Source organism: Acidovorax sp. 93, from assembly GCF_003633835.1.
GTDB classification, from domain to species: domain Bacteria; phylum Pseudomonadota; class Gammaproteobacteria; order Burkholderiales; family Burkholderiaceae_C; genus Acidovorax; species Acidovorax facilis.
The window spans coordinates 3,163,413-3,188,949 of the sequence record NZ_RBIT01000001.1 but is presented as its reverse complement, the minus strand read 5'-3'; the positions used below and the strand labels follow the sequence as shown (position 1 = coordinate 3,188,949).

Genomic DNA, 25,537 nt, shown 5'->3' with positions numbered 1-25,537 from the left:
ATGACCACCGCCAACCCATCTTCCTTGCACGCGTCTGCAGCGCCCGGTGCAGCGCTGGACCGCACCGACAGCGACGTGGTGCTGATCGTGGACGACGTTCCCGACAACCTGGCCGTGCTGCACGACGCGCTGGATGAATCTGGCTACACCGTGCTGGTCGCCACGCATGGCGAGGCGGCCTTGCAGCGTGCCGCGCAGGCCCTGCCCGACATCGTTCTGCTCGACGCCATGATGCCCGGCATGGACGGTTTTGAAGTCGCCCGGCGCCTGAAGGCATCGCCCGCCACGGCGCACATCCCCATCATCTTCATGACGGGCCTGACCGAGACCGAGCACCTCGTGGCCGCGCTGGAGGCGGGTGGCGTGGACTACGTCACCAAGCCCATCAAGCCCCGCGAGGTGATGGCGCGCATGGGCGTGCACCTGGGCGCAGCCCGCAAGGCCCGGCAGGACGCCCGCCAGGCCCGCGAGGCGCGCAACGCGCTCGATGCGTTCGGCTACGCCAGCATCACCGTGCGTGCGTCGGACGGCCGCATCGTCTGGCAAACCCCGCTGGCGCGCGAGCTGCTGCAAAGCTACTTTGGCGAAGTGAGCCCCGATGGCACGCCCACCGCATTTGGCCAATGGGCGCCCGAGCCGGTGCAGGCCTGGCTGCGCCGCCATGTGCTGGCCGACAACGCGGCCGAGCTGCTGGCCGCTTCGCTGGCCGAGCCCCCGCGCCTGGCCGTGGAGCAGGGCGCCCGCAGGCTCACCTTCCGCCTGCACCAGCAGGCAGGCGACAGTGCGGGCGGCGGCGACTGGCTCATCGTGATGCGCGAGGTGTCCGACGCAAAAATCATCGAATCCATGAGCCTGTCCTTCAAGCTCACCGCGCGCGAGGCCGAGGTGCTGTACTGGGTGGTCAAGGGCAAGATCAATCGCGACATCGGCGACATCCTGGGCGCGAGCCCCGCCACGGTGAAGAAACACTTGGAGCGCGTGTTCGCCAAGCTGGGGGTGGAGACGCGCACCGCAGCGGCGGCCATGGCCATGAATCGCATCCGGCAGCTGCACCCGCAGTTTGAGGGATAGATTTTTGGTGTTTTTTGGCCGCTAGCGCTTGTTGCTAAAGCGCTGGTAGCTATGAATTTTGAAGAGCCAGTGTGACCGCCGTAGGCCGCGCGTCAGCGGCCCACAGCCTTCTCCAGCTCTTGCTTGTTCATTTTTGAGCGCCCTTTGATCCCCTGGCGTTTGGCGTCTTCGTAGAGCTGATCCCGGGTGCGCCCCTGCGGGCCACGGCGCGAGTTCCTGCCTCCGCGCACGGGCGCAGGCGTGGCACGCAGGATCTGAGGGGCGGCGGTTTTACTTTCGCCGTGCTGTGCGCGTTCCTTGTTGACCGTGCGGGCCGCTATTTCCTCGGCCGTGTCTTCGTCCTTGCCGCGTTCCAGCAGGCTGTCCTTGATGTGTTCGTACTGGCGCTCGCGTTTGGCGCTCCAGGTTCCGCGTGGCATGGTGGGCTCCTTCGAGTGGCAGGTGATGAGCGTTTCAGCTTAGGCCCTGGCCCGGCGGCCCCGGTCAGTGTTGCGCGGGGGCGGGTGTAGGACGCATGCCCCGCATGTCTTCTGAAGGGAGTGGTTCGCCCTAGTCCACTGAAACCGAGAAATCGGCTGTGCGCCGAGGTGGCAGCGGGTGCAGCGCAAGGCGCGGGCTGCGGCCAAGGCTGGCCGCCTTGGCAAAATCCGCAACGCAACGCAACGCAACGCAACGCAACGCAACGCAACGCAACGCAACGATGCGCCTGCTGCCACCCCGGCTCGAAGGGTGAGGGTCTGGCAGGGCCGCCCTCGTCGTTGCCGTGCTCGCCGGGTGTGCAACCCGCCTGCGCCCGCCGCCTAGAGGGCGGCCCTGCCAGACCCTCACGAACAGCCGATTTCTCGGTTTCAGTGGCCTAGTTGGGTCAAAAAACGGCTGTAGCGCTTATTTGACAAGCGCTTATAGCTATTATTTTTGAATCAACTACATCCCCAGCGACTTCAGCAGCGCGTCCGTGTCGTCCTGCCCCCCGCAGGCGGTGGCGCGGGCACGGGAGGGGCTTCTTGCGACTGGGCCATCAGCGCGTCGGCATCCGGCACTTCCTGCGCCTCGAAGTCGTAGAGCTTGATGAACTCGGTGCGGTCGATGGCCAGTTCCAGGTAGAAGATGTTGTTGTTGCTGGTGTAGAAGGTCACACGCCGGGCTTCGGGCTTGTCCAGGTTGGCGTCCACGCTCAGCATCACCTGCTTGTTCAGCACCAGCATCTTGGGCTGGTTCTGGGTGATGTGGGTCTGCAGCTCGCGGCGCACCTTGCCGGTGAAGTCGCCCACCACCTGGTTCATCAGCTCGCCCATCACATTGCTCACTTCGTCCGACGTGTAGGAGCTGACCAGATCGTCCTTGGACATGCCCATGTTCAGCAGGTAGTTGGCATACAGCTCCATCGCGGCCTGGGCCGAGAAGTTGATGATGACCAGCCCCGAGAAGCCGCCATCGAACAGCACAAAACAGCCGATGTCGGGCTTGAGGCACGTCTTGCTGATGCGTTGCACCATGCCGGAGTAGTGGATCTGGCTGTGGGTGGCCACGTTCAAGACCCGGGTGACGGAGTTGCACAGGCTGATCAGCAGATCTTCGGTGCCGTAGACGGGGGATTTATCGGGGAGGCTCATGGTGTGGGTAGGCATCTGCCAGGAAAAACAACAACAAAACTGCAACGCAGACAGAGCATAGGCGATGGCGCACCGCGAGGCCAGAGTGCTTTCCGTCCTGGTGCGCTCAGCTGCGGGTGTTGGCCGTGCGGTTCTTGGGCGCAGAACTTGCGTGCCCTTGATCCGGGTCATACCACGTTGGCGCCCTGGGCCCGCATGGGATGCAGCGGATTGACAACCAACCGGGCAGGCGTATCGTGCCTCCCATACCAAAAGAGAGGGGCGCCAGATGGGTGTTGTCTATAACTATGGGTTGGCCGATTTCCAATCGATTGCGGCGGGCGCAGCGGTTTTGGCCAGTGGGGGGGGCGGCAGCTACCACGACGCTTGTTCGATCCTTCAGGAGCTGGCTGGTCAGGGCTGGAGCGGCACGGTCACGGTGCAGGACTATGACGGCGCCACCAACGCCTGTGTGCTCGCCATCATGGGCTCGCCCGATGCGGCCGACAGCCTCACGCTGTCTGCGGTGCAGAACTCGGTCAGCAACACCGTGGCCGTGATGGAGGCCAGTACCGGTGCCCTGCTGGGCGCCTTGATCCCTGTGGAGATCGGGCCCATCAATTCGCTCGTGCCGCTCATTGGCGCGGCCATGTCGCAGGGCGCGGTCTGGGTGGTCAACGGCGATGGCGCCGGCCGTGCCGTGCCCGAACTGCCCCAGACCACCTTCACCGGCGGTGCGCAGCTTGCGCCGTGCCCCGCTGTGCTGGCCAGCGATGCCTCTACGCTGGTGGATCTGGAATCCGCTGTGCTGGGCGCTTCTACCGCTGCGCGCGTGGAGACCCTGGCGGGTGGCGTGGTGGCCGGGTTTGGCGGGTATTCGGGCATTGCCATGTGGCCCTCCAACGCGGGCAACGGTTTTGCGTTATCGGGCAGCTACATTCCGGGCACGCTGGAGCAGGCGCGGGGGCTGGGGCAGTTTCTGCTGCAGGCCGCCACGCCGCCCGCCACTGCTGCCGTGGCGGACGTGATCACCATGATCACCGGCCGCCCAGCCAGCGCGGTGGTGACCAATTTTTTCATCACCTCGGTCACGCAGTCCACCTCCAGCGCGTCGCTGGATTCGGGCATCATCCGCCTGGACAACACACAGGACCCGAGCCTGAGCACCGAGACGCACTATCTGTACAACCTGAACGAGAACCTCATCATGTACTCGTCTGCGAGCGTGGCGCCCGATGTCATCGCCCCCGACTCCATCTGCTACTACTCGGAAAGCACGGGCCGCGGCTTCTCCAACGCCAGCGACGACCTGGCCCTGTACTTCGATCCCACCACGGGCAAAAGCACGGGCCAGATGGTGAGCGTGATCGCCGTACAGACGGCCCCCCAGCTTTACAACACCCCGGGTGTCGTGGCTTCGTTTGCCGGTTTGCTGCGCAACATGGGTTACGCCGGGGCGAAGCCGTCGGCCTGAAGAATCAAGGGTTTTTGCCGCCATGGGTGATGAAGCAGACCTGAACAAGGAGCGGCTGGAGCTGGTGCTGGAGGCCGCCGGGCTGGACCTGTGGGAGAACGACCTGGTCAGCGGCCAGGTCACCCACAAGGCCACCAAGACCTTTGAGGAGCTGGGTTTTACCCAGGACGAAATCGTGACGGGCGTGCAGGACATCTTTGGCCTGTTCCACCCTGGCGACCTGGAAAGCGTCAAGCAGGCGGTGGCCGACCACGTGGCAGGCATCACACCGCAATACCGTGCCGAGTTCCGGCTGCGCTCCAAGGCGGGCGAGTGGATCTGGTTTGCCAACTACGGCCGCATCATGGACCGAAGCAGCGCCACGCCCGGCAAGCGGTTGATTGGCGTCACCTTCAACATCCATGACCGCAAGCAGAAGGAAGACGAGATTGCGCAGATCAACCAGCAGCTGCTGGAGCAGAACAAGCTGCTGCAGGAGCTCAATACCGCGCTGGAGTTGCTGGCCGCAAATGACTCGCTGACGGGCCTGGCCAACCGGCGCACACTGATGGAACTGGGCGCGAACGAATGCAAACGCACCGAGCGTTTTGACCACCCCCTGTCCCTGCTGGTGGTGGACATTGACCTGTTCAAGACAGTCAACGACGCCTGGGGGCACCTTGCGGGAGACCGCGTGATCTGCGCCGTGGCCCAGGCCTGCGCGGCGCGCAAGCGCAGCGGTGTGGACATCGTGGCGCGGTTCGGGGGCGAGGAGTTTGTGATCGTATTGCCCGAAACCGATGGCGTCAGCGCCTTGCGTGTGGCCGAATCACTGCGCCACGATGTGGCCGCGTTGAGCGTGCCCGTGAATGAGCAGGGTGCGAGCGCTTCGGTCACCGTGAGCATCGGTGTGGCCACGATGCACAAGGGCTCGGGCATCGGCTTTGAAGAGCTGGTCAACCGTGCCGACAAGGCCCTGTACCGCGCCAAGGGCACGGGGCGCAACGCCGTGTACTGCGCCGATGTGCAGCAGGGTGGGGCCCCTGCGGTCCATGTACTCATCGAGCCGGACGAAGACGCAGACGCAGACGGCGTTGTCACCGCCTGAGCACCGTCCGCTCCTCACTCCTCGCTCGTCCACTCCACCTGCACGCCCAGGCTGCGCAGGTTCTCCACGAAGTGCGGGTGGGCGCGGCGGATGGGTGTGGCGTTGCGGATCTCCGAGCGCCCGGGGGTGCTCGCCGCCACCATGAAGAGCGCAATCGCCACGCGGATGATGTAGGGGCTCTCCACCACCGCAGGCGTCAGCGGGTTGCCGCCAAAGGTCACCAGACGGTGCGGGTCGGACTGGAACACATGCGCGCCAAACTTCGACAGCTCGCCCGCCCAGCCTAAAGCGCCGTCGTACACCTTGTTCCAGAACAGCGCATTGCCCTCGGCCCGCACACCCAGGGCGATGAAGATGGGCAGCAGGTCCACCGGAAAGTACGGCCAGGGCGCCGCCTCCACCTTGGTCAGCACATTGCTGGTGAACGGCGTCTGCACCTTGAGCGGGCCCGCGCAGTGCGCGCGCGACCAGCCGTCCTCGTGCGTGATCGTGACGCCAAACTTGGCGAACGTGCGGTCGATGAGCGGAAAGTTCTCCGGCGCGCTGTTCTTCACCACCACGTCGCCCCCCGTGATCGCACCCAAGGCGAGGAAGGTGGTGATCTCGTGAAAATCCTCGTCGAAACGGAACTCCCCGCCGCGCAGTTGCGTGCCGCCATGCACCGTGATGCGCGAGGTGCCCATGCCCTCAATGCGCACGCCGATCATGGTCATGAAGCGGCAGAACTCCTGCACGTGGGGCTCCGACGCGGCGTTCGTCAGCACCGACGTGCCCTCGGCCGTGGCGGCGCACAACACGAAGTTCTCGGTGGTGGTGACCGATGCGTAGTCCAGCCAGTGGTGGTTGGCCTGCAGCCTGCCGTCGCAGCGGATCAGCAGCGAGCCTTCGGCCCGTTCCACGCGCCCGCCAAAGCGGTGGAACACCTCCACATGCGGGTCGATCTCGCGCACGCCCAGGGTGCAACCCTTGACGTTGTCCTCCAGCCGCGCCACGCCAAAGCGCGCCAGCAGCGGGGGCACCAGCATGATGGACGAGCGCATTTCCTCGGGCAGGCGGTGGTGGGCCGCGTCGAACGTGGTGGCGTGGTGGTGCAACTCCAGCGTGCCGGTGGCATGGTCCATGCGCACATCGCTGCCCAGGGTGCGGAAGATGTCGAGGATCTTGCGCACATCGGTGATGTCGGGCACGCCGAGCAGCCTGAGCGGCTCGTTGGTGAGCAGCGTGGCGCAAAGCACGGGCAGCACCGCGTTCTTGTTGGCAGAAGGAATGATGCGGCCCCGCAGCGGGGTGCCGCCGTGGACGACGAGGTTGGACATGGGGAGGGAGGAGAAGAGGCCTGGGCGGGCCAGGGGTTGCGCGAGGTCGATACTCTAACTGGGTTGGGTTTTTTGTGTATTTGGGGGCGGTGTGCTTGTGTTGAGGGCGGAAGCCGGGAGTCGCCCGGCATGCGAGTAACTTTCTTTTGCTTCGCCAAAAGAAAGTCACCAAAGAAAAGGCGACCCCCAGTCTGCGACCCCTTCGCTGCGCTACGGGGCAAACCTGCGTCGGGGCGGTTGCGGGGTGCGCCGCAGAACTCACTGCGCGCCTGCGGCGCTCCGCTCGAACAACTGCGGCGAGTCAGAGCACGAAGCATGGGCGCTCCGACGCCCATGCCACCCCGCAACCGCCCCGCCGCAGGCGCAGCCAGCAGGGGGGTTGGGCACCCGAATATCCAACAGCCGAACAGCCACACGGGCCTTTGCTTCGCTCGGCCTCACCTCGCGGGCGCAAGCGCCACGCGCTGCGCAAACTGGGCCGAGCGAAGCAATGGCCCGAATGGATGTCCGCTCCCCGGGTTCCCTTCAGGATGCGCCGAGGAGCGCAGCGGCCAGCGGATCAGGGCTCGCGATTGTCTGAGCGCAACGCAGTGGAGCGAGTTCGAGCGAGACCCCGCTGGACGCGAGCACCGCAGGTTGCCTTCAGCGAAGCGAAGGGACGCAGCGTGTAGGGTCGCCTTCTCTTTGGTGACTTTCTCTTGGCGAGGCAAGAGAAAGTTACTGCGCCGCCGGGCGCACACCCCGGCCTCCGCCCTCCAACCAGGCATGCGGCAAATCCAGTGCACAATCCCAGGCTTCGTCAAGCTCAGCCCGAACGGGCAGATGAACCGATCAGACCCTGACAAACTCAGCTCGAATGGCCGACAGCATGGGGTATGCTGCAAAAATAATAGCTATAAGCGCTTTATGGACAAGCGCCAGCGGCAGACACAACCAAAAATCAACCCCGCCCCTCAGCCGCCTGATGAATCGCCGCTCGAATCCTCGGATACGTCCCGCACCGGCACGCATTGCCCCCCATTGCCGCATCAATGTCCGCATCGCTGGGCTTGGGGTTTTTCTTGAGCAGCGCGCAGGCCGACATGAGCTGCCCGCTCTGGCAGTAGCCACATTGCGCCACGTCCAGCACCGTCCACGCGCTGCGCAGGGCGGTGGCCTCGGGGCCTTGTAGCCCCTCAATGGTCGTGATGTCGGCATCGCCCACGGCCGACAGGGGCGTGATGCAGGCGCGCACGGGCTCGCCATTCAGATGCACGGTGCAGGCGCCGCACAGCGCCATGCCGCAGCCAAACTTGGTGCCGTTCATGTGAAGCTCGCCGCGCAGCACCCACAGCAACGGGGTGTCGGGTTCGGCGTTGACGGAGATGGCTTTGCCGTTGACGCGCAGGGTGGTGGGCATGATGGTTCCTTGAATCGATTCAGGCCAGCTTCAGGGGCAGGGCGCGCAGGCGCTGGCCGGTGAGTGCGAAGAGGGCGTTGGCCACCGCAGGCGCAATGGGCGGCACGCCGGGCTCGCCCACGCCCTCGGGCGGTTCGGCACTGTCGATGATGTGGGTCTCCACCCGTGGGCAGTCGGCCATGCGGAGCAGTGGCACGTCGTGAAAATTGCTCTGCTGCACCTGCCCGTCCTTCAGTGTGATCTCGCCATACAGCGCCGCCGTGAGGCCAAACACCACGCCGCTTTCCATCTGCTGCGCAATCAGGTTGGGGTTGATGGCCGCGCCGCAGTCGACAACGCACACCACGCGGTGCACGCGGATGGCCTTGTCCGCCCCCACCGACACTTCGGCCACCTGCGCCACGATGGAGCCGAACGACTGGTGCAATGCCACGCCGCGCGCACGCCGCTCGCCTGCCGCGCCGGGCGCCAGCGGCTTGCCCCAGCCCGCCAGTTCGGCCGCCTTTTGCAGCACCTTCAGATGGCGCGGGTGCGTTTGCAGCAGTGCTGCGCGAAAGGCCACGGGGTCCTGCTTGGCCGCGTGAGCCGCTTCATCGACAAAACTTTCCTTGAAGAACGCCTGGTGCGAATGCCCGACCGAGCGCCAGAAGCCCACCGGCAGCGGCAGGTCGACGATCTCGTGCGCAATGCGCGCGTGGGGCCATTCGTAAGGCTGGTCAAACGCGCCTTCGGACGTGGTCTTGTCCGGCCCTGCGCCTGCGAGGCCAAAGGTGCGCACCAGCACCTGCGGCACGATGGCCTGGCCCACCGACACGTTGTGCCACGCCACCAGCTGGCCCTGCGCGTCAAACCCCGCCTTGAAGCGGGCCATGCACGCCGGGCGGTAGAAGTCGTGCTGCGTGTCCTGCTCGCGGCTCCACAGCGTTTGCACCGGCGCACCACCGGCCACCTTGGCTATGGCGGCGGCCTGGGCCACGTAGTCGGCCTCCAGCCTGCGGCCAAAGCCGCCACCCAGCAGCAGCTGGTGCACGGTCACTTTTTTGTCGTCGATGCCTAGCGCCTTGGCCGCCGCGCGGCGCGCCAGGCCCGGCACCTGGGTGGATGTCCACACGGTGGCAGCGCCGTCTTTGAACTGCACCGTGCAGTTGATCGGCTCCAGCGCGGCGTGGGCCAGGTAGGGCGCGCGGTAGTCGGCGGTGATGGTGGTCGCAGCGCCTTGCATGGCCGCGTCCACATCGCCCGCGCTGTGGTAGCCAAAGCCTTTGGCCTGGTCCAGCGCCTGGGCCAGTCGCGCCATCACGGTTTCGCTCGACAAGGTGGCGGCGGGGCCGTGGTCCCATTCCACGGTGACTGCGGCGGCGGCCTTTTTGGCGTGCCACGGCGTGTCGGCAATCACGGCCACACCGCCCGTGCCGCCGTGGTAGGGCGCCACTTCGAGCACGTGCTTCACGCCGGGCAGCTTCTGGGCGGCGGCTGCATCAAAGCGGGCCACCTTGCCGCCGCGCGTGGGGCACATTACGAGACTGGCGTGCAGCAGGCCGGGCGGGTTGGCGTCGATGCCGAAGACGGCCGTGCCATCGAGTTTGGACGGCGCCTCGATGCGCGTGAGCGGCTTGCCGATCAGCTTGAACTGCGCGGGCTCTTTCAGCGTGACCTTGCCCGGCATGGGCTGCTGCGCGGCCAGGGCGGCCAGTTCGCCAAAGGTGGCGCGCTGGCCTGCAGAGTGTTCTACCCAGCCTGCGTTGGCCGTGCACTCGGTCGCCTGCACGCCCCACTGCGCAGCGGCAGCGCGGATCAGCATCGCACGCGCATGGGCGCCAGCTTCGCGCATGGGCAGCCACAGGTCCTTGATGCTGCTCGATCCGCCCGTCATCATCACGCCCACCTCGCGCATCGTCTTGGCAGTCAGCCAGCCGGCCACGGCTTTCATCGAGCCGTCGTTGTCGGGGTGAAAGGGCAGGCCGTCCACCACCGTGGCGAGGTTGTTGTAGATGTCGTCGATGGGCGTCATCTCCAGCCGCACCTGCGCCCAGTCGGCGTCCAGCTCTTCGGCCAGGATGGCGGCCAGGCCCGTGTGGGCACCCTGGCCCATTTCGGACTTGGCCATCATCACCGTCACGGTGTTGTCGGCCCCCACTTTGACCCAGCCGTTCAAGGCGGCCTGCCCGCTGGTCTGCGGCAGCGGGTCGGACGGGTGCAGGCGCTGGCGCGGCGGCATCACGCCCCAGCCAATGACCAGCGCGCCCGCTGTTGCGGCGCCGCCGAGGAGCACTGTGCGTCGTTTCACCATGGGTTCATTCCTTATTGGGGCCTTAGCCGCCCATCGTAAATCCGAGGGGCGTTTCTCCACCACCCGGATTGCCGCAGATTTTGAGTGTTTTTGGCCTCCAGCGCTTATATATAAAGCGCTATTAGCTACTGATTGCATAGCGTTTCGCCTACCCGACACAACGCGGGTGACCTGGCTTTACGCGTTCGCGCCGTGCCACCGTGTACGCCACCCGGCGTATTTCCCAAGCAGGCCCCGCTCTCCAGAATCCATTCCATCGCTCGATCACCCAGGGCCCCGCAAGGGACCGGCGAGCGAAGCGGTTTGATTGATTGAAACCACCACCGGAGAAGCACACATGCAACGTCGTTATTCCCTCAAGGCCCTTGCGGCCGTCGCTACGCTCGCTGGCCTGTCTGCGCTGCCAGCCCACGCCCAGGACACGATCAAGGTCGGCATCCTGCACAGCCTGTCGGGCACCATGGCCATCTCCGAGACCGTGTTGAAAGACACCGTGCTCATGGCCATCGACGAGATCAACGCCAAGGGCGGCGTGCTGGGCAAGAAGCTCGAACCCGTGGTGGTGGACCCGGCCTCCAACTGGCCCCTGTTTGCCGAAAAAACCAAGCAGCTGCTCGGCCAGGACAAGGTCTCGGTCATCTTCGGCTGCTGGACCTCGGTGTCGCGCAAGTCGGTGCTGCCAGTGGTTGAAGAAATGAACGGCCTGCTGTTCTACCCCGTCCAGTACGAGGGTGAAGAACTGTCCAAGAACGTGTTCTACACCGGCGCCGCGCCCAACCAGCAAGCCATCCCTGCGGTGGACTACCTGATGAGCAAGGACGGCGGCAGCGCCAAGCGCTGGGTGCTCTTGGGCACAGACTATGTGTACCCCCGCACCACCAACAAGATCCTGCGCGCCTACCTCAAGTCCAAGGGCGTGAAGGACAGCGACATCGACGAGAAGTACACCCCGTTCGGCCACTCCGACTACCAGACCATCGTGGCGGACATCAAGAAGTTCAGCCAGGGCGGCAAGACGGCTGTGGTCTCCACCATCAACGGCGACTCGAACGTGCCGTTCTACAAGGAACTGGGCAACGCAGGCCTGAAGGCCAAGGACGTGCCTGTGGTCGCCTTCTCGGTGGGCGAGGAAGAACTGCGCGGCGTGGACACCAAGCCGCTGGTGGGCCACCTCGCCGCATGGAACTACTTCCAGTCCATCAAGAGCCCGGCCAACACCGAGTTCATCAAGAAGTGGAGCGACTACGCCAAGGCCAAGGGCATTGCCGGCCACAAAGACAAGCCGCTCACCAACGACCCGATGGAAGCTACCTACATCGGTATCAACATGTGGGCCCAGGCCGTGACCAAGGCCAAGAGCACCGACACCGACAAGGTGATTGCCGCCATGGCTGGCCAGACCTTCAAGGCACCGTCGGGCATCGTCAGCAAGATGGACGAGAAGAACCACCACCTGCACAAGAGCGTGTTCATCGGCGAGATCAAGGCCGATGGCCAGTTCAACGTGGTGTGGAAGACGCCTGGTCCTGTGAAGGCCAAGCCATGGAGCCCGTACATCGAAGGCAACGACAAGAAGAAGGACGAGCCGGACGGCAAGTCGAAGCTGTGACACCCCCCTGAGGCGCTTCGCGCCTTCACCCCCTCTCTCACGCTTGTGCGTGGGAGGGGGGACGCCGCCAGCGCGGCGGGGCGGCCCTTGCGCGGCGGCCCTGGTCTTGGCCCTGCGCGCTGCACAGGCCTGTTTCTATTTGACCTACCGGCCCTCTCATGTTTGCCTCTTTCTTTCACCGCCTGATCGCCTGCCTGCTGCTGTGTGCAGCCGTGCAGGCGCACGCACTCACGGCCGAGGCGGCGCGGGCCATGGCCAGCGGCGATACCGACGAGCGCATCGCCGCGCTGCAGCAGGCCATTGCCACCCCCGACGACGCCACGCTGGCCTTCATCCGCGCGATGGGCGAAGACGCCGTCAAGATCGCAGGCGACAAGGCCATCGTCATGAAGGACGAAAAGGGCTACGACCCGGTGAGTGGCGCCGAGGTGCCTGTGCCCGACGATGCCGAAGACATCGTCAACAACAACCGCATGCGGGGCGAGTTCGACGCAGCGCTGGCTTCGCTGCAACTGCTGTCGCCCGATGTGGCCCAGCGCCGCACCGCCATCGACGCGCTGCGCGAAGAGACCGACGAGGCGCGTCTGCCCCTCATCGAGAAGGCCCTGGCCGCCGAGAACAACGCCGACCTGCAAGCCCGGCTCGAAGCCATCCGCGCGCGCATCCTGCTGGCCAGCAGCGACGCGTCGCAGCGCCTGAAGGCCGCGCAGTATCTGGCCACCAGCGGGAACCCCGGCACGCGCACCGTGCTGCTGGAGCAGCTGCGCAACGAACAAGATCCGCAGGTGAAGGCCGCCATCCAGGCCGCACTGACTGCGGTGGAAGGCCGCCTGCAGTGGGGCGAGAAGCTGGCCGCGCTGTTCACCGGCATCAGCCTGGGCTCCATCCTGCTGTTGGTGGCGCTGGGCCTGGCTATCACCTACGGGCTGATGGGCGTGATCAACATGGCCCACGGTGAGCTGATGATGATCGGCGCCTATGCCACCTATGTGATGCAGGGTGTGTTCCAGCGGTACTTTCCGGGTGCGTTCGACTGGTACCTGGTCGCGGCCGTGCCGGTGGCGTTCATGGCGTCAGCCCTGATGGGCGCGGTGCTGGAGCGCAGCGTGATCCGCTTCTTGTATGGCCGCCCGCTGGAGACGCTGCTGGCCACCTGGGGCATCAGCCTGATGCTGCAGCAGCTGGTGCGCACCGTGTTCGGTGCGCAAAACGTGGGCGTGGAAAACCCCGCGTGGATGAGCGGCGGCGTGCAGCTCATGGAAAACCTGCAGCTGCCCTGGAACCGCGTGATCATCGTCGCCTTCGCGCTGGCGGTGCTGGCCGGTGTGGCCTTCCTCATCAGCAAAACGCGCCTGGGCCTGTTTGTGCGCGGTGTTACGCAGAACCGGCCCATTGCCTCGTGCATGGGCGTGAACACGGCGCGGGTGGATACCTATGCCTTTGCGCTGGGCTCGGGCATCGCGGGCCTGGCGGGCTGCGCATTGAGCCAGGTGGGCAACGTGGGGCCCGACCTGGGGCAGAGCTACATCGTGGACTCGTTCATGGTGGTGGTGCTGGGCGGCGTGGGCCAGCTGGCTGGCACCGTGTATGCCGCGCTGGGCCTGGGTGTGCTCAACAAGTTCCTCGAAGGCTGGACGGGCGCCGTGCTGGCCAAGATCGCCGTGCTGGTGTTCATCATCATCTTCATCCAGAAGCGGCCGCAGGGCATCTTTGCGGTCAAGGGGCGTACGGCCGATTGAGGCCGATAGAGACAGACTGATATGACTACGCCATCTCCTATCCAACTTCCTGCTCCGGCACCGCTGCTTACCCGCAGCGGCTGGTCAGCCTTTATCGTGGCGCTCATCGTGGTGTGCGCCGTGGCGCCCGTACTCAATCTGTGGGTGCCCGCAGGCAGCGCTTTCCACCTCAGCGACTACGCCGTGGCGCTTCTAGGCAAGATCATGTGCTACGCCATCTGCGCACTCGCCATGGACTTGATCTGGGGCTACACCGGCATCCTGAGCCTGGGCCACGGCCTGTTCTTCGCTTTGGGTGGCTATGTGATGGGCATGTACCTCATGCGCCAGATCGGCCGCGACGGCAACTACAAAAGCGATCTGCCCGACTTCATGGTGTTCCTCGACTGGAAGGAGCTGCCCTGGCATTGGGCGTTGTCCGACAGCTTTGTGGCCACCTTAATCCTCATCGTGGCGGTGCCCGGCGTGATCGCGTTTGTGTTCGGCTACTTCGCGTTCCGCTCGCGCATCAAGGGTGTGTACTTTTCCATCATCACCCAGGCCATGACCTATGCGGCCATGCTGCTGTTCTTTCGCAACGAGACGGGCTTTGGCGGGAACAACGGCTTTACCGACTTCAAGCGCATTCTGGGCATGCCCCTGGCCACGCAGAACATGCGCATGACGCTGTTCGTGCTCACGGGCGTGACGTTGCTGGTGTTCTTCTTGCTGGCCCGCTGGCTGGTGCGCAGCAAGTTCGGCCGCGTGCTGCAGGCGGTGCGCGATGCCGAAACGCGCGTCATGTTCTCGGGCTACTCGCCGCTGCCCTACAAGCTCACCATCTGGACCATCAGTGCCATGATGTGCGGCGTGGCGGGCGCGCTGTATGTGCCCCAGGTCGGCATCATCAACCCCGGCGAGATGAGCGCCGCCAACTCCATCGAGATCGCGGTGTGGGCTGCAGTGGGTGGCCGCGCCACGCTGATCGGGCCCATCGTGGGGGCGTTCATCGTCAATGGTGCCAAGAGCTGGCTCACCGTCACGGCGCCGGAATTCTGGCTGTATTTCCTCGGTGCGCTGTTCATTGCGGTGACGCTGTTCTTGCCCGATGGCGTGGTGGGCCTGGTGAAGAAGCTGAAGAAAAACAAGAAGACTGAAGGAGCCGCGCCATGACGCCCGATCTGATGGATGAAGGCGCGCGGCGCATACAGGCCAAGCTGGCACCCGCTGCCCTGGGTCAGACCGAATCTGGTGGTCGCGCCGCAGGTTTTTCGCGCATCGCTACGCCCGGCGAGGTGGACATCACCCACGGCCGCATCCTGTACCTGGAAGATGTGAACGTGAGTTTTGATGGCTTCAAGGCCATCAACAACCTGAGCCTGGACATTGCGCCCGGCGAGCTGCGCTGCATCATCGGCCCCAATGGCGCGGGCAAGACGACGATGATGGACATCATCACCGGCAAGACGCGGCCGGACAGCGGCACGGTGTACTTTGGCTCGACCATCGACCTCTTGCGGCACAACGAACCCGAGATCGCCAGCCTGGGCATCGGCCGCAAATTTCAGAAGCCCACGGTGTTTGAGCAGCTCAGTGTGTTCGAGAACCTGGAACTGGCCTTGAAGACGCACAAGGGCGTGACGTCGAGCATGTTCTTCCGTCTCGATTCAATGCAGTCGGACCGGCTGGCCGAGATCCTGCACACGATTCATCTGGCGGACAGCGTATCGCGCATGGCGGGGAATCTGAGCCATGGGCAAAAGCAGTGGCTCGAGATTGGCATGCTGCTGATGCAGGACCCCAAGTTGTTGTTGCTGGATGAGCCGGTGGCGGGGATGACAGATGAAGAGACGGCGCGCACGGCAGAGCTGTTCTTAACGTTGAAGGGCAAGCACTCGCTGATGGTGGTGGAGCACGACATGTCTTTCATTCGCACCATTTCTGAGATCGTGACGGTGTTGTGCGATGGGTCTGTGCTGGCGCAGGGGACGCTGGACCAGGTGCAGGCGGATGAGCGGGTGATTGAGGTTTATTTGGGGCGGTGATGGTGCTTTGCTGCTCTGGTTCCTTTGGTCTTGAGAACGTCCGCTATGCGTTCGGGCTGAGCCTGTCGAAGCCTGGGCTTGCGCGCTGGTTTGGGCGGTGTGCTTGTGTTGAGTGCGGAGGCCGGGTTGTCGCCCCGGCAGGCGACTCACTTTTCTTTGCTTCGCCAAAGAATAGTAAGCAAAAGAAAGGCGACCCCCAGTCTGCGAACCCTTCGCGTTGCGAAGGGGCAAACCTGCGGCGGGGCGGTTGCGGGGTGCGCCGTGGAACTCGCTTTGCGCCTGCGGCGCGCCGCTCGGACAACCACGGCGAGTCAGTTCACGAAGCATGGGCGCTTCGACGCCCATGCTCACCCCGCAACCGCCCCGCCGCAGGCGCAGCCAGCAGGGGGTGGACAGCCGAACAGCCAAACAGCCATACGGGCCTTTGCTTCGCTCGGCCTCACCTCGCGGGCGCAAGCGCCACACGCTGCGCAAACTGGGCCGAGCGAAGCAATGGCCCGAATGGATGTCCGCTCCCCGGGTTCCCTTCAGGATGCGCCGAGGAGCGCAGCGGCCAGCGGATCAGGGCTCGCGATTGTCTGAGCGCAACGCAGTGGAGCGAGTTCGAGCGAGACCCCGCTGGACGCGAGCACCGCAGGTTGCCCGCAGCGAAGCGAAGGGACGCAGCGTGTAGGGTCGCCTTCTCTTTGGTGACTTTCTCTTGGCGACGCAAGAGAAAGTTACTGCGCCGCAGGGCGCACACCCCGGCTCCCGCCCTTGGCAAAGGCATGGGGATCGATCAGCGGAGGGCTTCGACAAGCTCAGCCCGAATGGGCAGGGGATGTCCAATACTATAAAAACAATAGCTGCTTGCGCTTGAAGGAAAAGCGCTAGAGGCCAAAAACACTCAAAACCACCATGCTCACCGTCCAAAATATCAACCAGTACTACGGCGGCTCCCACATCCTGCGCGACGTGAGCCTCACCGCCCAGGCCGGCAAAGTCACCGTCCTGCTAGGCCGCAACGGCGTCGGCAAAACCACGCTGCTCAAAAGCCTCATGGGCCTGGTCCCCATCAAAAGCGGGGGCATCACGTTCGATGGCAAACCCATCGACAAAACCACTCCCTATGACCGGGCGAGAGCAGGCATCGGCTTCGTCCCCCAAGGCCGCGAGATCTTCGGCCGCCTCACGGTAGAAGAAAACCTGCGCATGGGCCTGGCCTACAAAAGCGGCTCCACGCCCGTGCCCCCGCACCTGTACGAGCTGTTTCCCGTGCTCAAGCAGATGCTCAAGCGCCGGGGTGGTGACCTATCCGGCGGGCAACAGCAGCAGCTGGCCATCGCCCGTGCCCTGGCCCCCGGCCCACGTCTGCTCATCCTGGACGAGCCCACCGAAGGCATCCAGCCCAGCATCATCAAAGACATCGGCCGCGTCATTCGCATGCTGGCAGACAAGGGTGAAATGGCCATCCTGCTGTGCGAGCAGTACTACGACTTCGCGCAGGAGCTGGCCGATGACTACCTGGTGATGGAGCGCGGCGAAGTGATTGCGCGCGGCCCGGGCAGCGAGATGGAAGCCAAGGGAATTCGCAATCTGGTCGCCATCTGAATGAAGGCGACAGACGTTCAGGCCTGCACCAGGCGGTTTTGTGAACCACGCCAGCGCGACACACTCTCCATGATCAGCACCGTGCACAGCACCCAGGTGCCCGCCAGCAGCCAGCCCGCCAGCACATCGCTGGCGTAGTGCACCTGCAGCACCACGCGGCTCCAGCCAGTGGTGAAGGTGAGCGCGCCCGCTGCCAGCACCGCAGGCAGGTGCCAGGGCCTTGGCAGCAGGCGGGTAGCCAGGTAGGCCAGCATGGCGAAGGCCGCCATCGACGCGCTGCTGTGCCCGCTTGGAAAGCTGAAACCGTGGGCCTGTGCAATGCCGTGTTCGTGTTCCGGCCGCACGCGTTCGAACAGTTTTTTCAGGATCTTGGTCAGTGCACCATTGCCCGCCAGGGCCACCAGCCAACCGATGGCCAGTAGGCGGTGTTGGCACGCCCACAGCAGCACCGCCACCACCACGGTGCACCCGGCCAGCACCCACGAATCGCCCAGGTGCGTTAGCACCGCAAACCACTGCAGCACGGCCGTGTCGGCGTGCGTGCGCAGTCCTTGCGCAATGGCATCGTCCAGTGTTCCCCAACGGCCGCCCTCGCTCCAGCTTTCGGCCAGTTCGGCCATCGTGGCGCCCGCCAGCACCAGCGTGAATGCGCTGGCGCCCATGGCGGCCAGCACCACCCCATACGCCTGCGCGGGCAAAAACCGGCGCAGCGGTGGGCTGTGGTGTTGCACAGTGCGCAAGCCGACCAGGGCCAGCGCGCCCACCAGGGCCGAGGCCACCATGCCTGCCACCCACCATTCCATCGGGTAGCGCGCCAGCAGCGCCCCCAGCGCGGCAAGGTCCATCGGGGTCGTGAGTGTCGTTGTCGTCATCGGGTGCTGGTGGCTTTCTGCGTTTTGTTTTGGAAGTCAATAGGAGGGAGCCGGGCGTTGTAACCGAGTTCCCTACACCCCGCCACAGCGAAGGTGTATGCCCCCTTGCCATGCGGCGTCTGTCGGCAAACTCTGACAGGGCAAGGGCGCAGCTGCTGGCTGCGGCAGGGGCGCGGCGGGGCGATCATTCAGGTCACCGCATTACACAATTCAGGATGGCTGCAGGGGGCTCCCGGGCACAATCCGTGCCCGACGCTCCAGGCGTTGCCTCCTGACGCAGCCGTCGAACCATGACCCCTTCCGAGCATCCCCATCCTGTCCGTCCCCACGGGCCCATCCACCTGGTGGTGCCCAAGCGCCCCGGGGCCGACCTGGACCTGCTGCGCGCCAAGCTCGAAGGCGTGCCCGCCTTGCAGGAGCACGACGTGGTCTGGCATGTGCCCGACCAGCGCGGCGACATCGTGCAGCTGGCGCGCGATGCTGCGCAGGCTGCGCTGGCCGATGGCGGGCTGGTGGTGGCGGCAGGGGGTGACGGCACCATCAACGCCGTGGCCTCGGCGGCGCTGCTGGCGGGGGTGCCACTGGGGGTGGTGCCCATGGGCACGTTCAACTACTTCAGTCGCGAACACGGCTTGGCGCTGGACCCCGAAGCCGCCGTGCAAGACATGCTGCAGGCGCTGCGCAACGGCGACCTGCGCCCGGTGCAGGTCGGTTTTGTCAACCGGCGCATGTTTGTCGTCAACGCCAGTGTGGGCCTGTACCCCAAGATGTTGGCCGACCGCGAAATGGCCTCGCGCCGCTTTGGTCGAAAGCGCTGGGTGGCCGTGGCGGCTGCGGTGTGGAGCATGTTCCGCCCCTCGGCGGGCCGCCGTTGGCGCGTAGTGATGAAGACCGACCGTGGTGCCCAGGCGCAGCAGGAGGAGCACCTGGTCACCACGCTGTTTGTGGGCAACAACCCTTTGCAGCTCGACCGCATGGGCCTGCCGCAGGCGCAAACCGTGGCCGACGGTGGCAAGCTGGCCGTGGTCATGCTCAAGCCCCAAGGCCGCTGGGCCATAGCGCGCACGGTGTGGAACGCGGCCACCGGGCAGTTGCACAAAGACAATGCCGTGGTCAGCATGGCCTGTACCGAGCTGACCGTCACCCCCGCCAGTTGGCGCCCACCGCAAGTCAAGCTGGCGTTTGATGGCGAGCGCGAATGGATGGTGCCGCCCCTGCATTTCCGCCTGAGCGAGCGCCCGCTGTGGCTGGTGGCGCCCACCACCTTGATGCGTGATGATGAGCAGGAGGGCGAGACCCAGGGTACGCCAGTTGCAGCGCCAGAGCCCGTGTCGGTGCCCGGTCTCATGCCTGCATGACATTGGCCTGAAAGCACCGATGACCGTTTTGATGCACCTCTCGGATCTGCACTTCGGTGCACACGATCCTGCGGTGTGTGCGGCGGCTCAACGGCTGGCGCAGCGGCTGGGCGTGGCGATGGTGGTGGTGTCCGGCGACCTGACGCAGCGCGCCACCGCCGTGCAGTTTGAGCAGGCCGCGCGATTTGTCAAAGGCCTGCATGCCCGCTCTACCCTGGTGCTGGCGGGCAACCACGACCTGCCGCTGTTTGCCTGGTGGATGCGCTGGGGCCGCGCCTACGAGCGCTATGCCCACCAGTTCGGCATCGACCAGGAGCCCGTGCGGCAGATGGGCGCCTTTTATGTGGTGGGCGTGAACACCACCCGCGCCTGGCGGCACGAGCGGGGCAGCCTGTCGTCGGCGCAGATCGATCATGTGGCCATGCTGCTGGCGCGCGCCCCGCCAGATGCCTGGCGCATCGTGGCCAGCCACCACCCCCTGGTGTCCCGCGACGCCGCCGACCGCGCGCACCGGCCCCACCGGGCGGACGAAGCATTGCAACGCTGGCGCGCGGCGGGCGCCCATATGCTGCTGTCAGGCCACGTGCATGAACCCAGCGTGTTGCAGCCCCTGCCGGGCCTGTGGGCCTGCCGCGCGGGCACGGCGGTGTCGCACCGCCTGCGCCACGGCAGCCCCAACAGCCTGGTGGTGCTGACGGTAGAAGCCTCAGGCGCAGCCGTGGGGGGCTGGGCCCGCTATGCCGCGCGCTGGGACTACGACGAAGCGGCGGGGGAGTTTGTGTGTGTGCAGCGGCAGGCGGTGGGGGCGGAGTGAGCCACACGCTGTGCAAGCGGTGCTGCCCATCAAGAAACTCCTGTTTTGATAGCTGCTAGCGCTTGATGGGTAAGCGCCAGAGGCCAAAATCACTAGTATTTTCATCGCCCGTACTCTGAGCGGGTGTGTCATTCCGTCTCCCTGTGCGGGGGAGAGCCGGGGACTGGGGGCTGTACAGGCGGTGCACTGAACCCCTTCAGCCAAAAACCTCTACACAAAAGCGGATCGTGGCTAGAACCGGAAATACAAGAACGGCTGAAATGGCTGGGTAAGCACTTTACCTAGCGAATAGAGAAAAAGGACTGCGAGAACGGTTCTGAGAAAAAGACGGATCTTTGGGGTTTCGATCCACGCTGCAACACGCTCAGTCATCCAGCTTCTTGAGGTGACGGATGCAATCAATGAAATACCGCAAATTATCAGAGTAGATAATGGAATGTATACAGAATGATCTACATTGGAAAAATCATACATTTTCCCCCAGTATTCGAATGCATGACCGATATTTGGTGAGCGAAAAAGAACCCAACTGTGAACTACGACAATAAATGTAAAACCAATGCCAATAAATGTTGGTATTTTTTTAAGCCATTCCCCTAAAAATGCCCTCTCTGCAATAAGAAAAACACCATGAAATCCTCCCCATGCAATATATGTCCAATTCGCTCCATGCCAGATTCCGGAGGCCATAAATGCAATGAATAAATTTAGGTATGTTCGCATCGGTGAAATTTGATTGCCACCCAATGGTATATACAAATATTCTCGTATCCAGGTCGAAAGAGAGATGTGCCAGCGCCGCCAGAATTCTGTGATGCCAATCGACACATATGGGAAATTGAAATTCTCCTGAAGCCTGAATCCAAGCATCATCGCGATACCAATCGCCATATCTGAGTAGGCTGAAAAATCAAAATATATTTGTATGGAAAACATCAGTGCACCGATCCAGGAATCGATCACGGTCAACTGTGTTATTGGAGTATTAAATATCTGATCAGAAACCATGCTGGCTGGGTCAGCTATGAGTACCTTCTTGCAGACTCCTAAGACGAAGCGCTCAAAACCTGCGGCAACCAGCGCAGCGTCGAACGGCGAACGTTTTGAAATCTGTGGTTCAATCTCATGATATTTGATGATCGGCCCGGCCAGTAGCTTTGGAAAGAAGAATACAAAAAATAGATATTTGAAAAAACTCTCAGCTGGCGGAGATATCTTTCTGTGGATATCCACGAGATAGGTTATTTTTTCAAAAACAAGAAATGATATTCCAATTGGTAAGATGAATTCGGGCACTTTCATGTTGGTGCCAAAAATGTGTGATGCCATTGGATTTGCAATTTCACCGATAATAAATCCGGTGTACTTAAACGTCACAAGTAGCAGAATGTTGCTGGCAATACCTACATGTAGATACAATTTTGAGGGGTTTGACTTGGCAATTTTTCTTCCTAGCCAATAGTCCAGAATTGAGGAGGAAAAGATCAGGAAAAAAAATTTTGGTTCTGCCCATAAATAAAAAATAATACTGATTAATGCGATCCACATCAGCACGCCCTTCGCTGAATTGCGAAGCGCGAGATAGACAGTAAAGACTACGGGAAAGAAAATAAAGAGAAAAATTGGCTCGTAGAACAGCATTATTTACACCTAGGCGCTTCTTCTGCTAATCGGACACTTTGGAGGGCAGACATAGACCACTTGCTCGTCTTCCGAAAGGCCTTTTTGATCCATGATTGCTAAATTTCGAAGGCTACCTTTGAACGGTTTTTGGCAATACACCATCGGTGATGTATTTATGAAGAAGTGGTGTATATGACGCAGTCGAAAAAATCCCTGCATGCTCTTCAAGAATGATCACGTCAGACGATTCCAATAGGTTGAAATCCATTTTTTCGATATCAAAATTTGGGGCATTATTTTTGTAATAAAAATGACGTTGATGAACGGAAAAATAGAAGAGCTGCCTCACGGATGGAGGGCAGGAGCCAGCCACCAAATTGCGTCCAAGCGACGTGAAAAAACTATTTCCCACTACAACAATTGAATACTGAGATGAACAGCTTTTGGTAGTTGATTCTTCTCTGACTATTTTTGCTGTTTTGTTCGCTGGAAGTGGCCATTTGAGGTTGAGTAAATTTACAAAATCCTGCTCTTCCCAACTCGCCTCTGGAGCATCCTCAATCTTGGGCCTGTAAGGTGTGGCAATCGGCTTACCAGTCAAGCGATTCATTTTATTAATAATCTCATTTGTTGCATCCATTGCCGCAAGGTCCGTCCAGTGAATACCCCCTTTAGGAAATGGCTCATACCCATAGCGCTGCTGTATTTCACTCATCTTTGAGCTTGCGTCTACGTAGTTCACTCCAGCTAGTGCAAGATACTTGAGCGCCTCGGAGATAAATATATCGCGCTCTTTTGAAGGGCAAGGGTAGCCAAAGGGCAATTTATCCGACATGTACTCAACCTTGGATGGAGTAAGAATGTAAAGAAAATTCTTGCCTTTTTTTTGAAAACCGTTCTGTATTTCAAGAATCATCTTCGCCCATGCTTCCAATGTCGGCGCTGCGGCGGTAATATCGCGTTTGCAATAGGTAGATGCATACGATGGGTGGAAGAGGTATCCGTCTCGACCTACCAATATTTCGCGATTACTGGAGGCGCGAAGCAGAGTGTATTGTGCTTGATTGAAAAAACGAGTAATGGATGCGTAAAACGGCATCCAATTAAATACTCTGGCGGCGATTTCCTTTTGAAACCTTCCATTCATGAGGGAATGGAGCCCACCCGACAACGGAATTTTATTTTCTACCACACCGATCAATGGTGCGGATGGGTCAATGATTTTTTTCCCCGTGGCATACATTCCAAATGCAACGACCCCTGGTATCCAGAGCACGCTCATCATCCACAGCATGAGCACATCCGAAGCACGTCTAGCAACTGGTGTTTGTAATAGAGGCTCAGTCTGAGAGGAGAAGCGACGGCGCCATGCTGCTAGGCCAGTTGCGACTCCCACAAACCCCAAGATACCGACGATCCAGATGAGTGAATGCTTGCGATCAGAAACATCGGCTGTGGCAGCCCTCGGAGTGACAATATTGGAGAGTTCGGACCAGGGGGTGGTGCCAACTGTGGTGGTCACCCTGGCACGGCAACCATAGGCTGTACCGTTTGTGAGTCCTGTTACTGTGATGGGCGACGCCGCACCGCTCTGAACATTGTTATTGCAGACAACCATGTACTCGACCAGCCTGCCGCTGCCGAGGCGGCCAGGCGTAAAGCTGACGGTTGCGCTGCCGTCACCCGGGCTGGCAAGTCCAATTTCTGGTACGTCGGGCAAGGTGGTCGCCAAAGCTGTGCATGCAACGATTGACCCAACTAGCAAGAATAAAAAACGCGTCATGCAGGCCCTCCCCCGGTTTATTTCTGGCAAATTCATGTTTCTAGGCGCGGATTGGCCGCAATATCCTTGGAATGGCGCCCTTCCAATCGAAGCAGCGATAGTACTGGTAAGGCGGGATACAGCCCGCACAGCGCTAGACGACCTACTACATCGAGCCCCCTCGGTCGCATTCGTTTCTTGGCCTTGCATACGCTGAGTTGCAAAAAAAAGGACGGTGCGGGTGGCGTCCCCGGTGATGCACTAGGCTCCGTAAGCGTTATTGGCTGCCGAAGCCGGGTATCTATAAAACGGGGCAGATCGCGTTGACCCTCTATGTGCAGCCTGCCTATTCAGGCATCACATTGGGCTTCAGTGCTTACTCAGAAAGCGCAAAACGCTACATTTTCGCTAGCAACGGGTTAGATGCTTCCCTCTTTCACCGCATCGCACGCAGTGCGGATGCCACTGATGCGCTTGCGCGATGGGCGTTATGCGCGGCAATGATTGTTCGCTGCGGGGAACGGGGGGTTGACCGCTGAGCCTAGCCCCCATGGTGTCGGTTCTGGCGGATACGCCCCCTCTTGTGAGGAATGCGCAGCGTTTCAAAGCCACCCTTCCAATTGAACATTGGGGCTCCCTCGCCTCCCAACCCTTCACCGTGAGAGGGGGCGCAAGCCAGAACGTGCGAGCCGTTGCGGTTTTGCCTGGAGTGTTTTCACTGGTTGACCGTCGGGGGCTGCCCCGCCTATTCTGGCTGGCAGGGGCCGGTGATGCCCCCTATACCAACGAACTCCCCCCCTCCCCGCGCCATGCACAAAGAATTCCACCACGATGCGGTGCGCCGCCTGCAGACGCTGATCGAGCGCGAGACCGGCACGCCGCTGCGCGAAGAAGCCCTCGCCGAGATGGCAGCCATCCTGCGCAAGGGCGACGGCCCGGAAGGTGTGGCCACCGATGACCGGTCTGTGGCCCCACGTGAGGTCACCATCCTGCTGGCCGACCTGCGCGGGTTCACCGCTCTGTCGGGCTCGCAACCGGCGTCGGTGGTGATTGCGGCGCTCAACCGCTGCCTGTCGCGGTTGTCTGAAGTTGTGTTCAAGTACCAGGGCAGCATCGACAAGTTCATGGGCGACTCGATCATGGTGCTGTTCGGTGCGCCTGTGGCGCGCGAGGACGATGTGGATCGCGCGCTGTTGTGTGCCGTGGAGATGCAGATGGCAATGCGCGAGCTGAACCTGGCACACCTGCGCGAGCGCCTGCCCGAGGTCTTCCTGGGCATCGGCGTGAACACAGGCACGGTGATGGCCGGGCGTTTTGGCTCGGACGTGTATTCCGAATACACGGTGATCGGCGAGGCCGTCAACCTGGCCTCGCGCATTGAGGCACTGAGCCTGCGCGGCCAGGTGCTCATCAGCGACACGACGTACCAGCGCTGCTGGGGTCTGGTGTCGGCGTCTGCCCCCATGCAGGTCTACGTCAAGGGCCGCACGCAGCCCGTGAGCCTGCGCGAGCTGATCGCCATCCCTTCTCAAAAGCTCAAGGTGCCGCGCCAGGAGTTTCGCCGCAGCCACCGTGTGGATGCGCGCCTGCCCTGCCTGTGCCAGCGCATGCAGGACAAGATCGTGGTACCCCACATCGTGCACGGCGCCATTCGCGACATCGGCTACCACGGCCTGCTGGTGGAGCTGATCGAGCCGCTGGAGCCGCACAGCGAGATCAAGCTGGAATTTGAGCTGCCACTGGTCGACTACCGCGTGGCTGATGTGTATGCGCGGGTCATCACCCTCAAGCAGGAAGGCGACGAGTGGGTGGCCGGGCTGGAGTTCACCTCCATCAGTGCCGAATGCCACGCCAAGGTGCAGATGTTTGTGCAGCTGCTGGTAGCGCACTGATCGACGCGGGTGTGCCCCGGGGCAC

General features: G+C 62.4%; 18 protein-coding genes and 2 pseudogenes. 11 read left to right on the top strand and 9 right to left on the bottom strand.

All coding sequences use genetic code 11. The annotated features are described in order from the left end of the window. Complete coding sequence (locus C8C93_RS14465; protein ID WP_055399009.1) at window positions 1–1,071, top strand: response regulator; 1,071 nt, start codon at window positions 1–3, stop codon at window positions 1,069–1,071. Between the two features lie 92 nt (window positions 1,072–1,163). On the opposite strand, the gene C8C93_RS14460 is transcribed toward C8C93_RS14465, so the two are convergent. Together C8C93_RS14460 and C8C93_RS14455 are read right to left on the bottom strand one after the other, a co-directional pair. Continuing rightward, the gene (locus C8C93_RS14460) at window positions 1,164–1,490 is read right to left on the bottom strand and encodes a plasmid stabilization protein (RefSeq protein ID WP_121507374.1); all 327 of its coding nucleotides are present in this window, start codon (window positions 1,488–1,490) and stop codon (window positions 1,164–1,166) included. 505 nt (window positions 1,491–1,995) lie between these two features. After that, a pseudogene (locus C8C93_RS14455) lies at window positions 1,996–2,684 on the bottom strand (DUF3334 family protein). Window positions 2,685–2,952: 268 nt separating this feature from the next. On the opposite strand from C8C93_RS14455, the gene C8C93_RS14450 reads away from it, so the two are divergent. Next, a complete protein-coding gene (locus tag C8C93_RS14450; protein ID WP_121507373.1) occupies window positions 2,953–4,137 on the top strand; it encodes a DUF917 family protein in 1,185 nt (394 codons plus the stop codon). A gap of 22 nt (window positions 4,138–4,159) precedes the next feature. Continuing rightward, window positions 4,160–5,224: a sensor domain-containing diguanylate cyclase gene (locus C8C93_RS14445; protein ID WP_121507372.1), complete on the top strand. Its 1,065-nt coding sequence runs from the start codon at window positions 4,160–4,162 to the stop codon at window positions 5,222–5,224. Window positions 5,225–5,238: 14 nt separating this feature from the next. On the opposite strand, the gene C8C93_RS14440 is transcribed toward C8C93_RS14445, so the two are convergent. From C8C93_RS14440 to C8C93_RS14430, 3 genes are all read right to left on the bottom strand, one after another. Further along, window positions 5,239–6,540, bottom strand: coding sequence for a UDP-N-acetylglucosamine 1-carboxyvinyltransferase (locus C8C93_RS14440; protein WP_121507371.1), 1,302 nt, complete (start codon window positions 6,538–6,540; stop codon window positions 5,239–5,241). A gap of 940 nt (window positions 6,541–7,480) precedes the next feature. Then, on the bottom strand, window positions 7,481–7,939 hold the full coding sequence (locus tag C8C93_RS14435) for a (2Fe-2S)-binding protein (RefSeq protein ID WP_121507370.1): 459 nt from the start codon (window positions 7,937–7,939) through the stop codon (window positions 7,481–7,483). A gap of 19 nt (window positions 7,940–7,958) precedes the next feature. After that, window positions 7,959–10,229 carry a xanthine dehydrogenase family protein molybdopterin-binding subunit gene (locus C8C93_RS14430; protein WP_121507369.1) on the bottom strand — a complete coding sequence of 757 codons (2,271 nt, stop codon included), beginning with the start codon at window positions 10,227–10,229 and terminating at the stop codon, window positions 7,959–7,961. 337 nt (window positions 10,230–10,566) lie between these two features. Here C8C93_RS14430 and urtA point away from each other — a divergent pair, with 337 nt between their 5' ends. The 5 genes from urtA (at window position 10,567) to urtE (ending at window position 17,191) form a co-directional block, all read left to right on the top strand. Continuing rightward, window positions 10,567–11,838 carry an urea ABC transporter substrate-binding protein gene (urtA, locus tag C8C93_RS14425; protein ID WP_121423059.1) on the top strand — a complete coding sequence of 424 codons (1,272 nt, stop codon included), beginning with the start codon at window positions 10,567–10,569 and terminating at the stop codon, window positions 11,836–11,838. A 158-nt stretch (window positions 11,839–11,996) separates the two neighbouring features. After that, window positions 11,997–13,577 carry an urea ABC transporter permease subunit UrtB gene (gene urtB, locus C8C93_RS14420; protein WP_121507368.1) on the top strand — a complete coding sequence of 527 codons (1,581 nt, stop codon included), beginning with the start codon at window positions 11,997–11,999 and terminating at the stop codon, window positions 13,575–13,577. Between the two features lie 21 nt (window positions 13,578–13,598). After that, the gene (gene urtC / locus C8C93_RS14415; RefSeq protein ID WP_121507367.1) at window positions 13,599–14,729 is read left to right on the top strand and encodes an urea ABC transporter permease subunit UrtC; all 1,131 of its coding nucleotides are present in this window, start codon (window positions 13,599–13,601) and stop codon (window positions 14,727–14,729) included. Beyond that, entirely contained in the window at window positions 14,726–15,601 is an 876-nt protein-coding gene (gene urtD / locus C8C93_RS14410) for an urea ABC transporter ATP-binding protein UrtD (RefSeq protein WP_121507366.1), read from the top strand. Before urtC ends, urtD begins: the two co-directional genes overlap by 4 nt. A gap of 897 nt (window positions 15,602–16,498) precedes the next feature. Next, entirely contained in the window at window positions 16,499–17,191 is a 693-nt protein-coding gene (gene urtE, locus C8C93_RS14400; RefSeq protein WP_055398987.1) for an urea ABC transporter ATP-binding subunit UrtE, read from the top strand. A gap of 17 nt (window positions 17,192–17,208) precedes the next feature. Here the strand turns inward: urtE and C8C93_RS14395 are convergent, their stop codons facing one another. Continuing rightward, window positions 17,209–18,063 (bottom strand): phosphatase PAP2 family protein, encoded by an 855-nt coding sequence (locus C8C93_RS14395; protein ID WP_233559412.1) that lies wholly within the window; start codon window positions 18,061–18,063, stop codon window positions 17,209–17,211. A gap of 290 nt (window positions 18,064–18,353) precedes the next feature. Between C8C93_RS14395 and C8C93_RS25665 the strand changes: the two are divergent. Next, a pseudogene (locus C8C93_RS25665) lies at window positions 18,354–18,716 on the top strand (diacylglycerol kinase family protein); the annotation flags it as partial. On the opposite strand, the gene C8C93_RS25660 reads toward C8C93_RS25665, so the two are convergent. After that, window positions 18,674–19,411, bottom strand: a complete 738-nt coding sequence (locus tag C8C93_RS25660) for a DUF2694 family protein (protein ID WP_370110844.1) — start codon at window positions 19,409–19,411, stop codon at window positions 18,674–18,676. The pseudogene C8C93_RS25665 and the gene C8C93_RS25660 overlap by 43 nt on opposite strands. A 29-nt stretch (window positions 19,412–19,440) precedes the next feature. Between C8C93_RS25660 and C8C93_RS14385 the strand changes: the two genes are divergently transcribed. Next, the gene (locus C8C93_RS14385; RefSeq protein WP_121422545.1) at window positions 19,441–20,235 is read left to right on the top strand and encodes a metallophosphoesterase; all 795 of its coding nucleotides are present in this window, start codon (window positions 19,441–19,443) and stop codon (window positions 20,233–20,235) included. A gap of 231 nt (window positions 20,236–20,466) precedes the next feature. Here the strand turns inward: C8C93_RS14385 and C8C93_RS14380 are convergent, their stop codons facing one another. Beyond that, the gene (locus tag C8C93_RS14380; protein ID WP_121507363.1) at window positions 20,467–21,876 is read right to left on the bottom strand and encodes an MBOAT family protein; all 1,410 of its coding nucleotides are present in this window, start codon (window positions 21,874–21,876) and stop codon (window positions 20,467–20,469) included. Window positions 21,877–21,988: 112 nt separating this feature from the next. Then, window positions 21,989–23,677 (bottom strand): hypothetical protein, encoded by a 1,689-nt coding sequence (locus tag C8C93_RS14375; RefSeq protein WP_233559409.1) that lies wholly within the window; start codon window positions 23,675–23,677, stop codon window positions 21,989–21,991. A gap of 752 nt (window positions 23,678–24,429) precedes the next feature. On the opposite strand from C8C93_RS14375, the gene C8C93_RS14370 reads away from it, so the two are divergent. Continuing rightward, window positions 24,430–25,512: an adenylate/guanylate cyclase domain-containing protein gene (locus C8C93_RS14370; protein WP_121507361.1), complete on the top strand. Its 1,083-nt coding sequence runs from the start codon at window positions 24,430–24,432 to the stop codon at window positions 25,510–25,512. Window positions 25,513–25,537: the final 25 nt, after the last annotated feature.

Excerpts from the sequence above, each read along its gene's own strand:
- C8C93_RS14465 (WP_055399009.1), top strand. The coding sequence starts at position 1 with ATGACCACCGCCAACCCATCTTCCTTGCACGCGTCTGCAGCGCCCGGT.
- C8C93_RS14460 (WP_121507374.1), bottom strand. The coding sequence starts at position 1,490 with ATGCCACGCGGAACCTGGAGCGCCAAACGCGAGCGCCAGTACGAACAC.
- C8C93_RS14450 (WP_121507373.1), top strand. The coding sequence starts at position 2,953 with ATGGGTGTTGTCTATAACTATGGGTTGGCCGATTTCCAATCGATTGCG.
- C8C93_RS14445 (WP_121507372.1), top strand. The coding sequence starts at position 4,160 with ATGGGTGATGAAGCAGACCTGAACAAGGAGCGGCTGGAGCTGGTGCTG.
- C8C93_RS14440 (WP_121507371.1), bottom strand. The coding sequence starts at position 6,540 with ATGTCCAACCTCGTCGTCCACGGCGGCACCCCGCTGCGGGGCCGCATC.
- C8C93_RS14435 (WP_121507370.1), bottom strand. The coding sequence starts at position 7,939 with ATGCCCACCACCCTGCGCGTCAACGGCAAAGCCATCTCCGTCAACGCC.
- C8C93_RS14430 (WP_121507369.1), bottom strand. The coding sequence starts at position 10,229 with ATGGTGAAACGACGCACAGTGCTCCTCGGCGGCGCCGCAACAGCGGGC.
- urtA (WP_121423059.1), top strand. The coding sequence starts at position 10,567 with ATGCAACGTCGTTATTCCCTCAAGGCCCTTGCGGCCGTCGCTACGCTC.
- urtB (WP_121507368.1), top strand. The coding sequence starts at position 11,997 with ATGTTTGCCTCTTTCTTTCACCGCCTGATCGCCTGCCTGCTGCTGTGT.
- urtC (WP_121507367.1), top strand. The coding sequence starts at position 13,599 with ATGACTACGCCATCTCCTATCCAACTTCCTGCTCCGGCACCGCTGCTT.
- urtD (WP_121507366.1), top strand. The coding sequence starts at position 14,726 with ATGACGCCCGATCTGATGGATGAAGGCGCGCGGCGCATACAGGCCAAG.
- urtE (WP_055398987.1), top strand. The coding sequence starts at position 16,499 with ATGCTCACCGTCCAAAATATCAACCAGTACTACGGCGGCTCCCACATC.
- C8C93_RS14395 (WP_233559412.1), bottom strand. The coding sequence starts at position 18,063 with ATGACGACAACGACACTCACGACCCCGATGGACCTTGCCGCGCTGGGG.
- C8C93_RS25660 (WP_370110844.1), bottom strand. The coding sequence starts at position 19,411 with ATGAGACCGGGCACCGACACGGGCTCTGGCGCTGCAACTGGCGTACCC.
- C8C93_RS14385 (WP_121422545.1), top strand. The coding sequence starts at position 19,441 with ATGACCGTTTTGATGCACCTCTCGGATCTGCACTTCGGTGCACACGAT.
- C8C93_RS14380 (WP_121507363.1), bottom strand. The coding sequence starts at position 21,876 with ATGCTGTTCTACGAGCCAATTTTTCTCTTTATTTTCTTTCCCGTAGTC.
- C8C93_RS14375 (WP_233559409.1), bottom strand. The coding sequence starts at position 23,677 with ATGAATTTGCCAGAAATAAACCGGGGGAGGGCCTGCATGACGCGTTTT.
- C8C93_RS14370 (WP_121507361.1), top strand. The coding sequence starts at position 24,430 with ATGCACAAAGAATTCCACCACGATGCGGTGCGCCGCCTGCAGACGCTG.